Source organism: Oceanibaculum pacificum (assembly GCF_001618175.1).
Taxonomy (GTDB): domain Bacteria; phylum Pseudomonadota; class Alphaproteobacteria; order Oceanibaculales; family Oceanibaculaceae; genus Oceanibaculum; species Oceanibaculum pacificum.
In genome coordinates, this window is the sequence record NZ_LPXN01000022.1 from 1 (window position 1) to 9,296 (window position 9,296).

Here is a 9,296-nt window from a genome sequence, read left to right on the forward strand (position 1 = left end):
GGCCTGCCGGTCGGCCTGCAGATCGTCGGCAAGCCGCGCGGCGAGGCCAGCATGCTGCAGGCCGCCAAACTGTTCGAACAGGCCGCCGGCCTGTCGCTGCTGCCGATCGACCCGGTGGTGAAGTAGAGGCGGGATTTGCCGTTTTTTCTAACCGTCATTCCCGGCCTTGTGCCGGGAATCCAGGCTTCGGATTACTCGACGGTCGTTCCAGCGGGCTGAAGCGTGGACCCTCGGGACAAGCCCGAGGGTGACGGACGGAGAAGGGGGCCGGAGCGTAGCGTGCTACTCGCTCACCCCCAGGGCCGCGGCCGGGCGGGCTCCAGGCCCTGGCCGGCCATGGCTTCCAGCCGGCGGATGCGCTCCGCCGTCTTCGGGTGGGTGGTGAACAGCCCGTCCACCGCATGGGCGTGCAGCGGGTTGATGATGAACATATGCGCGGTCGCCGGGTTGCGCTCCGCCTGGTGATTGTCCAGGCCCTTGGCGGCCAGCTCGATCTTGCGCAGGGCGGAGGCGAGCCAGAGCGGCCGGCCGCAAATCTCCGCCCCCACCCGGTCGGCCTCGTATTCGCGCGAGCGACTGATCGCCATCTGCACCAGCATCGCGGCCACCGGGGCCAGGATCATTACCAGGATGGTGCCGATCAGCCCCATCGGGTTGTTGCGGTTATTGCCGAAGAACATGGCGAAGTTGGCCAGCATGGAGATCGCGCCGGCAATCGTCGCGGTCACCGTCATGATCAGCGTGTCCCGGCTCTTCACATGCGCCAGCTCGTGCGCCAGCACCCCGGCCACCTCCTCATGCGTCAGCCGCTGGATCAGGCCGGAGGTTACGGCCACGGCGGCGTTCTGCGGGTTGCGGCCGGTGGCGAAGGCGTTCGGCTGGTCGCTCTCGATGATGTAGACCTTCGGCATCGGCATCTGCGCGCGCTCCGCCAGCCGGGCCACGATGTCGTACAGCCAGGGATGGCCGCCCGGCGGCACCTCCCGCGCGCCATACATCGACAGCACCATCTTGTCGGAGTTCCAGTAGGCGAACAGGTTCATCGCCGCCGCCACCGCGAGCGCGATCAGCATGCCGCCCTCGCCGCCCAGCAGGAAACCGATGCCGAGGAACAGGGCGGTCATGCCCGCCATCAGGATCGCCGTGCGCGTAAAGCCCATCGTCTGCGTCATACCTCTCGTTGCAGCCGATCCCGATGGATCGGCGAAATGATAGATGTCCCCACGGCGATGCGCCTTCAAGACTTGGCGGCGCGCCAGGCCTGCGCCATATCTCATCGCATGAGCGAAGAAACCCAGGATAAGAAGCCCGTGCCGGTGTTCCGCGAGACCGGCTTCCGCAAGCCCAAGCCCGGCGAGGATGCGGCCGCGAAGCCCGCGGCCAAGGCGGAGCCGCCCAAAAGCGAACCGAAGGAGATCGGCGGCCCGCCCGGCCCCGAGCCGACGCGCTATGGCGACTGGGCCTTCAAGGGCCGGGTGACGGATTTCTGAGCGACGCCTCGAAGCATGGGGCCGCCCGCGCCAAGCCTCAATTGCGCTTGCTGTGCGCCTTCTGCTCGGCGCGGATATCGGCCGGCCAGCTTTTCTGGATATAGGCGATGACCGCCCAGATTTCCGGGTCGGTCAGCTTGTGCTCATAGGCCGGCATCTCGTTGCGATAGCCCGGCGGGGAGTAGGGCTGGCCGCCGAATTTCACGATCTCGAACAGCGCGGTATCGGTGCGCAGCGAGGCGGCGCCCTCTGCGTCCAGCGGCGTCGGGGGACGGCCGCCCTGGGCATAGGTGAGCTGCCAGCCCGGCTTGCCTTCCAGCGCATCGCCGTGGCAATAGGCGCAATGGCCGAAATAGACATTGCGGCCAAGCTGCACCTGATTGATGTCGTCGGGGTTCGGGCCGGTGGCGCGCTTGGCCGCCTCCTTGTCCCAGAACACGCCGGCGAGGGTGATCGCGGCGGCGGCGATGGCGGCGATCAGCAGGAAGCCGCCGCCGCGCCCCATGCGGAACGGGCCGATCCGCGCATCCGGATCCTGCTCCGCGCCGCGCAGCCCGGCGCGTATCGCCTCTATCCTGGCTTGCCGGCGCTTATAGGGGTCGGAATTCATGCTGGCCGCACCTCTTGCTGGCTCGGCAGTATATCCCGCTCCCGGCGTACAAAAAAGCAGCCCCCTGGGCTGGGCCAGGGGGCTGCTTTAAAATTCCGGAATGGCGCGGTCAGTGCAGCTTGGTCGGGATCTGCGCGATGGCGTCATCGACCAGGCTGTTGGCCGCCTTGGCGTCGAGCTGGTCGGCCAGCAGCTTGCGGGTGGCGATCATGGCGACGTCGACCGCCTTTTCGCGCACTTCCTGCACCGCCTTGGCCTCGGCCTGGGCGATCTTCTCCAGCGCCTGCGCCTCCCGGCGTTTCAGCGAGGCTTCCAGCTCGGCCGCCGCGCGCTCCTGCGTGCGCTTCGCCTCGTCCCGCGCATGGGCGACGATATCCTCCGCCTCCTTCAACGCGTCGCGCTGCTTGCGCTTGTAGGTGGCGAGCAGCGCCTGCGCATCCTCACGCAACTGCTGGGCTTCCTCGATCTGCAGGCGGATGCGTTCCGCCCGGGCGTCGAGCGCGCCGCCAACCTGCTTCATCACTGGCTTGTAGGCCAGCACGACGAAGATCACGAAGGCGACGGCGACCCAGAAATTAGTATCGTGCAGCATGGTTCCCGTCCCCTCAGGCGCTTTCTTTGAGGGCGGCATCGACCGCCTTCGCGGCATCGGCCTCGGCAATATCGCCGCCGATCAGACGCAGGGTCGCCTCGCGGGAGACCTCCACGGCCACCTGGCGGACATTCTCCAGCGCTTCCCGCTTGGCCGCGCCGATGCGGGTTTCCGCCTCGGCGACCTGTGCCGCGAGCGTGTCGGCCAGCGCCTGCTGCCGCTTGGCGGCTTCGGCATTGGCCTTCTCGGTCGCTTCGGCCATCGCGGCCTGGGCCTGGCTGCGGGCGTCGGCCAGCGCCTTCTCGTACTCGGCCAGCACCGCTTCCGCCTCTTCCTTCAGCTTTTCAGCCTTTTCGAGGTCGTCGGCAATGCGCCGATCGCGCTCTTCCAGAACATCGCGGACACGCGGCAGCGCGATACGCGACATCAGCAGATAGAGGGCGACGAACGTCACCGCGAGCCAGAAAATCTGGGTCGCGAAGCTGTTCGTGTCGAGCTGCGGCAGACCCGCACCGCCATCCTGCGCGAACGCGGGGGCGGCGGTCAGGGCCAGGGCGGCAAAACCGGCGGCAGCACGCTTAACAGAGCGAACGCTCATCATCGCTATCCTGTCTCGCTTCCCCCCGGCACCAGGGCCGGGGTCATCCATGCATCACATCCGAGGGACGGCCAGGCCGCCCGCCGGAAGCCGGAAAGCGGCTACTAGGTGAACAGGATCAGGAAGGCGATGAGCAGAGCGAACAGCGCGATCGCTTCCGTCAGCGCGAAACCCAGAATGCCGATCGGGAACACTTCCGAGCGGGCGGCCGGGTTACGGGCGATCGAGGCGATCAGGGTCGAGAAGATATTGCCGATACCAACGCCAACGCCCATCAGGGCGATAACGGCAAGGCCGGCACCAATCATCTTGGCGGCATCGAGTTCCATCGTCTTCGGTCCTCTAGTTTTGGTGGAACGGTTCGATTAGCGGCGAAAATTCGCGACTAATGCAGGTGAATGGCGTCGCGCAGATACAGACACGTCAGGATGGTGAAGACGTAGGCCTGCAGCACGGCAACCAGAATTTCGAAAGCGGTCAGCGCCACGTTGATGGCAAGCGGCGCCACGCCGAATACGCCCAGCGAGATGGTGAACAGCGCGAACACCTTCATCATCGTGTGGCCGGCCATCATGTTGGCGAACAGTCGGATCGACAGGCTGACCGGGCGGGCGAGATAGGACAGGATTTCGATCGGGATCAGCAGCGGTGCCATGTAGATGGGCGCGCCCTCCGGAAAGAAATAGCTGAAGAAATGCAGCTTGTGCCGCACCAGGGCGATGATCGTAACAATCACGAACACGGCGAAGGCCAGCGTGAAGGTGACGATGATGTGGCTGGTGTAGGTGAAGCTGTAGGGGATCATGCCCAGCAGGTTGCCGAGCAGGATGAACATGAACAGCGAGAACACGAAGGGGAAGTATTTGCGACCCTCCGGCCCGACGCTGTCGCGTATCATACCGGCGATGAACTCGTAGGACAGCTCCGCCATCGACTGCAGGCGCGAGGGGACCAGCGTGTGGCCGCGCATCGCCAGAGTCAGAAACCCGGTCACCAGGACGACCGCGATGGTCATCATCAGCGAGGATTGGGTGAAGGAAAGATCGAGATCGCCAACCTGGATCGGAATGATCGGCTTGATCTGGAACTGTTCAAGAGGACCACTGGCCAAGGCTTTGCCCCACTTCGGTGCGTTTACACGTCGCCGTCTTTGTCGTCGTCGGCTCGGGCCTTCGCCGGCTTCTTATAGCCAGGCGCCAACCCGATCCCCGTGATGGCGCGGTAGACGTTCATCACGCCGGCCGCAGCCCCCAGAAAGAAAAATAGCACCAGAAGCCAAGGACCCGTGCCGAGCCAATTGTCGAGCAGCCAGCCGATGCCGAGCCCGACAGCGATGGCCGCCACCATCTCGACCCCGATGCGAAACCCCATCCCGAGGGAGGATTGCAGCCCCTTGTCGGCGGACTGCCCGGTCTTTCCATCCTGCGCGCCGCGCGCCTTACTCAGGCGGCTTGCAATGTCCCGCAGGGACGAATTTTCCGGTTCACGATCAGTCAAGATGAACGCACGTACCCTATAGCTTCCGGCGGTAGCGCCGTCAGCGCGACGCGGACCATAAGGAACGCCCCCCACCCTGTCAAGGCGGGAATCGGGCAGGTCGAGGCGGGCGGAAATCCGCGGCTAATCAGGCAATCGCGCGCAGCCTTTCGACCCCGGTGAGATCGACCGAGACGAGCTGGCTGATGCCGCGTTCGGCCATGGTGACGCCGAACAGCCGGTCCATGCGCGCCATCGTCATGCGGTGATGGGTGACGACCAGGAAGCGCGTGCCGGTTTCCTTGGCGATATGCTCCAGCAGCAGGCAGAAGCGGTCGACATTGCTGTCGTCCAGCGGGGCGTCGACCTCATCCAGCACGCAGATCGGCGAGGGGTTGGTGAGGAATACGGCGAAGATCAGCGCCAGCGCGGTCAGCGCCTGCTCGCCGCCGGACAGCAGCGAGAGCGCCTGCAGCTTCTTGCCCGGGGGGCTGGCCATGATCTGCAGCCCGGCCTCCAGCGGATCGTCGGATTCGATCAGCTCCAGATAGGCGCGACCGCCGCCGAACAGCCGCACGAACAGCTCCTCGAACGAGGCGTTCACCTTGCCGAAGGAGGCGAGCAGCCGCTCGCGCCCCTCCTTGTTCAGCGCGGCGATGCCCTGGCGCAGCCGGGCGATGGCCTGCGTCAGGTCGCTGCGCTCCTGCTGCATCGTGTCGATCTGCTGCTCGACCTCGCCGGCCTCGTGCTCGGCGCGCAGATTGACTGGCCCCATGCCGTCGCGCTCGCGCATCAGCCGGTCGAGGCGCTGCTCGATCTCGGCTTCCGCCGGCAGTGTCTCGGCGATGTCGACATTGGCCATCGCCAGCGCCTGATCGGGCCGGCAGTCGAGCCGCTCGCGCACCCGGTCGATCAGCACCTGGCGGGCCTGGGTCGCCTGCTCGACGGCGGCCTCGGCGCGCACCCGGTCCTCGCGCGCTTCGGCAAGTCCGGCCTCGACGGTGCGCAGCAGGCGCTGCGCTTCGGAGGCGCCGGATTCGGCCTCGGCCAGCAGCTTCGCCGCCTCCTTGCGCCGCGCGTCGGCGTCGGCGATGCCGCGCACCAGCTTGTCGCGCAATTCGGCTATTTCCGCCGGGCGCTTGGCATAGCCTTCGATGGCGGTCTGCTCCTCCGCCCGGCGCGCTTCGATCTCGGCGATCCGCTGGGCGGCTCCCCCCGCCCGGCTGTCCCAGGAGCGGCGCTCGTCGGCGATGGCGGCCAGCCGCTGGCGGCGCGTCTCGGCCTCGCGCTTCAGCGTATCGTGGCGGCTGCGCGCCTCGACCACGGCGCTGCGCTTTTCCGCCAGGAGTGCGCGCTGGGCGTTTGCCTCCTCCTTGCGGGCGGCAAGGTCGGGAATATCGGCCAGGCCAGCCTTGGCGGCGTCGCGCTGCTGGGTCGCCTCGACCTGCTCGGCCTGCAACCGTTCGGCGGAGGCGACCAGCACCGCCTGGCGGGACCCCAGCGCCGCGCGCTTCTGCGCCAGCCGGGATTCGGCGTCGCGCGCCTGGCTCAGCCGGGAAAAACAGCCGCGCTCCGCCTGGCGCGCACCCTGCTCGGCCTGGCGGGCGGTCTGCTCGGCGGCGCGGGCGGCGCGTTCCTGCTCCTGCCCGGCCTGCACCGCCTTCTCGGCGTCGGCATGCAGCGCGGTGACGCGCTCGCGCTCCGCCTCGGCGGCCGCCATCTCGGCCTCCAGCGCCGTCAGCCGGTTCTTCTGCCGCAGCCGGGCGGCGGCGGCGCTGGGCGCGCCGGCGGCCACGGTGAAGCCATCCCAGCGCCACAGTGCCCCCTGCCGGTCGACCAGCCGCTGGCCGGCCTTCAGCCCGTCGCGCAGCGCCAGCGCCTGCTCCGCCGATTCCACCACGCCGATCTGCGCCAGCCGCCGGGCCAGCGCCGGCGGCGCGGTCACATAGGCGGAGAGCGGCTGGATGCCCGCCGGCAGGGCGGGGGCGTCGGCCAGCGGCGGCATATCCTCCCAGCGGCGCGGGGCGGCGCCGCCCAGGGCGGCCTCCAGATCCTCGCCCAGGGCAGCGCCCAGCGCCGCCTCATAGCCAGGGGCGGCGGCGAGCTGCCCCAGCACCGGAGCTTTCTCGCCGGCCTTGTCGGTCAGCACCTCGCGCAGGCCGGCGATTTCGGCGCGCAGCTTGCCGGCGGCCTGCTCGGCCTGCTGGCGCAGGGTGCGGGCCTCGCGCTCGGCCTGGTGCAGGCGGGCATTCTGCGTCTGCCGTTCGGCGGCGGCGGATTGCGCGGCGGCGACGCCGGCCTCGGCCTGCTCGACCGCGGCGCGCGCCTCGGCCAGCGCCGTCTCGGCGGCGGCCAGCGCAGCGGCAAGCTGGGCTGCCTCTGCCTCGATGTCGGATTCGGCGGCCAGCCGGCGGCGCTGGGCCTCGATCTCCTCTGCCTGGCGGGCGAGGCGGCCGATCCGTTCCTCCAGATTGGCGAGCTGGCGTTCCTGCTGCACCTTGCGCGCTTCGTCGCCGGCGATGGCCTGGGTCAGCGTGGTCAGCGCGGTCTCCACCTCCTCGGCATCGGCGAAGGCGGAATCCAGCCGCTTCTGCGCCTCTGCCAGGGCGTCGGTCTCGCCGGCGCGGGCGTCCTCCAGTCCGCCCGCCTCGGCGGCCAGCCGGTCGATGGCGGCCGCCGCATCCTTGGCCAGCGCCGATTCGCGCCCGGCATCGGCGTCGAGCTGCTTCAGCCGCTGCTCGGCCTGGGCCTTGGCCTCGACGACGCGGCGTTCCTCGGCGTCCAGCTCGGTCTTGGCGATGGTGAGGTGCTGGAATTGGGCCCCGGCCTCGGCTTCGGCCAGGCGCAGGGCGGGCAGGGCCTCCTGCGTCTTGCCGGCGAGGGTGGTGGCTTCCGAGACCTGGGTGGTCAGCGCGGCGACCTGGCGTTCGGCCTCGCGCAGCCTGGCCTCGACCGCCTCGCGCTCGGCCAGCGCCTTCTGCCAGCGCAGGTGCAGCAGGATCGCCTCGGCCCGGCGGATATGGTCGGACAGGTTGCGATAGCGGCTGGCCTGCTTGCCCTGGCGCTTCAGCCCCTGGAGCTGGGCGTCCATGGTCTTCAGCACATCGTCCAGCCGGGCGAGGTTGCCTTCGGCCGCGCGCAGCCTAAGCTCGGCCTCATGCCGACGGGAATGCAGGCCGATGATGCCGGCCGCCTCTTCCAGCAGCATGCGGCGGTCGGATGGCTTGGCGTTGATGATGGAGCCGATGCGCCCCTGGCTGACCAGGCCGGGCGAGCGCGCGCCGGTGGAGGCGTCGGCGAACAGCAGCTGCACGTCGCGGGCGCGGACTTCCTTGCCGTTCACCCGGTAGGCCGAGCCCTTGTCGCGCTCGATCCGCCGGGTGATCTCCAGTTCCAGATGCTCGTTGAAGCCGACCGGGGCGCGGCGCGCCGAATTATCCATCAGCACGCCGACTTCGGCGATGTTGCGGGCCGGCTTGTTCGAGGTGCCGCCGAAGATGACGTCGTTCATCTCGCCGCCGCGCATCTGCTTGGCGGAGGTCTCGCCCATCACCCAGCGGATGGCCTCGACCAGATTCGACTTGCCGCAGCCATTCGGGCCGACGATTCCGGTCAGCCCCGGCTCGATGATCAATTCGGTCGGATCGACGAAGGATTTGAATCCCGTAAGGCGGATCTTCCTGAACTGCACCGACGCGCCATCCCCGCGATGAGCGCCGCCGGCCGATGAGCGCCCCCTTAGGAGGCGCTGTCGACCAGCGGTTTCAGCACTTTCTCGAACTCTTCATAGGGCTGCGCCCCGCTGATCGTCTTCTCCTCGCCCTTGGCCCTTATGACGAAGGTCGGGGTGGAGGTGATGTTGTATTTGTTCTGCGCTTCCAGCCGGCCTTGCAGAATGCCGTCCAGCAGCTTCTCGTCGGCCATGCAGGCCTCGAACTGCTGCTGGTTCATGCCGCCCAGCTTGGCGATCTGCGCCAGCGCCGCCATCGGGTCCGCCGCGCGGCTCCAGGCATCCTGGTTGTGGTACAGCGTCTCGACGAAGGCATGGTAGCGCTCCGGCGGGGCGCAGCGCGCCAGCATGGAAGCGCGCAGCGCCAGCCCGTCGAACGGGAAGTCGCGCAGCACCAGCTTCACCTTGCCGGTGTCGATGAAGTTCTTCTTGATCTGGCCCAGCGTCTCGCGGTGGAACCGGCCGCAATGCGGGCAGGTCATGGAGGAAAATTCCAGAATCTCCACCGGCGCATCGGCATTGCCCAGGATGCGCGGCGCCAACATCTCCTCCAGCGATTGCTGCGCGGCGGCGGAGAGGCTCCAGCCAAGGACCACTACACCCACTATAAATTGCGCAATACGCTTCAAGACGGCCTCCAAACCACAAGATGTTGAGGGAACAATAGCCGCCGGTCACGATGCCGGCAAGTCTGCTGTTTCAGCCAAGTTTATGGCTATTTTGCGGGATGGCGGAAAGGGGCGTTCTTTGGGACGCCTTATGCTTCGAGACGCCGGCTTAAGCCGGCGTCTCGAAGGGTA

General features: G+C 68.0%; 10 protein-coding genes. 1 reads left to right on the forward strand and 9 read right to left on the reverse strand.

The annotated features are described in order from the left end of the window. Positions 1–290: 290 nt before the first annotated feature. A complete protein-coding gene (htpX, locus tag AUP43_RS02340) occupies positions 291–1,160 on the reverse strand; it encodes a zinc metalloprotease HtpX (RefSeq protein ID WP_067552173.1) in 870 nt (289 codons plus the stop codon). 120 nt (positions 1,161–1,280) lie between these two features. On the opposite strand from htpX, the gene AUP43_RS02345 reads away from it, so the two are divergent. Beyond that, the gene (locus AUP43_RS02345) at positions 1,281–1,490 is read left to right on the forward strand and encodes a DUF1674 domain-containing protein (protein WP_067552144.1); all 210 of its coding nucleotides are present in this window, start codon (positions 1,281–1,283) and stop codon (positions 1,488–1,490) included. A 37-nt stretch (positions 1,491–1,527) separates the two neighbouring features. Here AUP43_RS02345 and AUP43_RS02350 read toward each other — a convergent pair whose 3' ends face one another. The 8 genes from AUP43_RS02350 to AUP43_RS02385 form a co-directional block, all read right to left on the reverse strand. After that, positions 1,528–2,100 carry a c-type cytochrome gene (locus AUP43_RS02350; protein ID WP_067552147.1) on the reverse strand — a complete coding sequence of 191 codons (573 nt, stop codon included), beginning with the start codon at positions 2,098–2,100 and terminating at the stop codon, positions 1,528–1,530. Between the two features lie 109 nt (positions 2,101–2,209). Further along, entirely contained in the window at positions 2,210–2,692 is a 483-nt protein-coding gene (locus AUP43_RS02355; protein WP_067552150.1) for a F0F1 ATP synthase subunit B family protein, read from the reverse strand. 13 nt (positions 2,693–2,705) lie between these two features. Further along, positions 2,706–3,290, reverse strand: coding sequence for a F0F1 ATP synthase subunit B family protein (locus AUP43_RS02360; RefSeq protein WP_067552154.1), 585 nt, complete (start codon positions 3,288–3,290; stop codon positions 2,706–2,708). Between the two features lie 104 nt (positions 3,291–3,394). Further along, complete coding sequence (locus tag AUP43_RS02365) at positions 3,395–3,619, reverse strand: ATP synthase subunit C family protein (RefSeq protein WP_067552156.1); 225 nt, start codon at positions 3,617–3,619, stop codon at positions 3,395–3,397. Between the two features lie 56 nt (positions 3,620–3,675). Beyond that, a complete protein-coding gene (locus tag AUP43_RS02370) occupies positions 3,676–4,401 on the reverse strand; it encodes a F0F1 ATP synthase subunit A (protein ID WP_067552160.1) in 726 nt (241 codons plus the stop codon). A gap of 23 nt (positions 4,402–4,424) precedes the next feature. Continuing rightward, positions 4,425–4,787 (reverse strand): AtpZ/AtpI family protein, encoded by a 363-nt coding sequence (locus tag AUP43_RS02375; protein ID WP_067552163.1) that lies wholly within the window; start codon positions 4,785–4,787, stop codon positions 4,425–4,427. A 127-nt stretch (positions 4,788–4,914) separates the two neighbouring features. Beyond that, a complete protein-coding gene (gene smc, locus AUP43_RS02380; protein ID WP_067552166.1) occupies positions 4,915–8,457 on the reverse strand; it encodes a chromosome segregation protein SMC in 3,543 nt (1,180 codons plus the stop codon). A gap of 47 nt (positions 8,458–8,504) precedes the next feature. Then, positions 8,505–9,101 carry a DsbA family protein gene (locus tag AUP43_RS02385; RefSeq protein ID WP_067552170.1) on the reverse strand — a complete coding sequence of 199 codons (597 nt, stop codon included), beginning with the start codon at positions 9,099–9,101 and terminating at the stop codon, positions 8,505–8,507. Between the last annotated feature and the right edge of the window lie 195 nt (positions 9,102–9,296).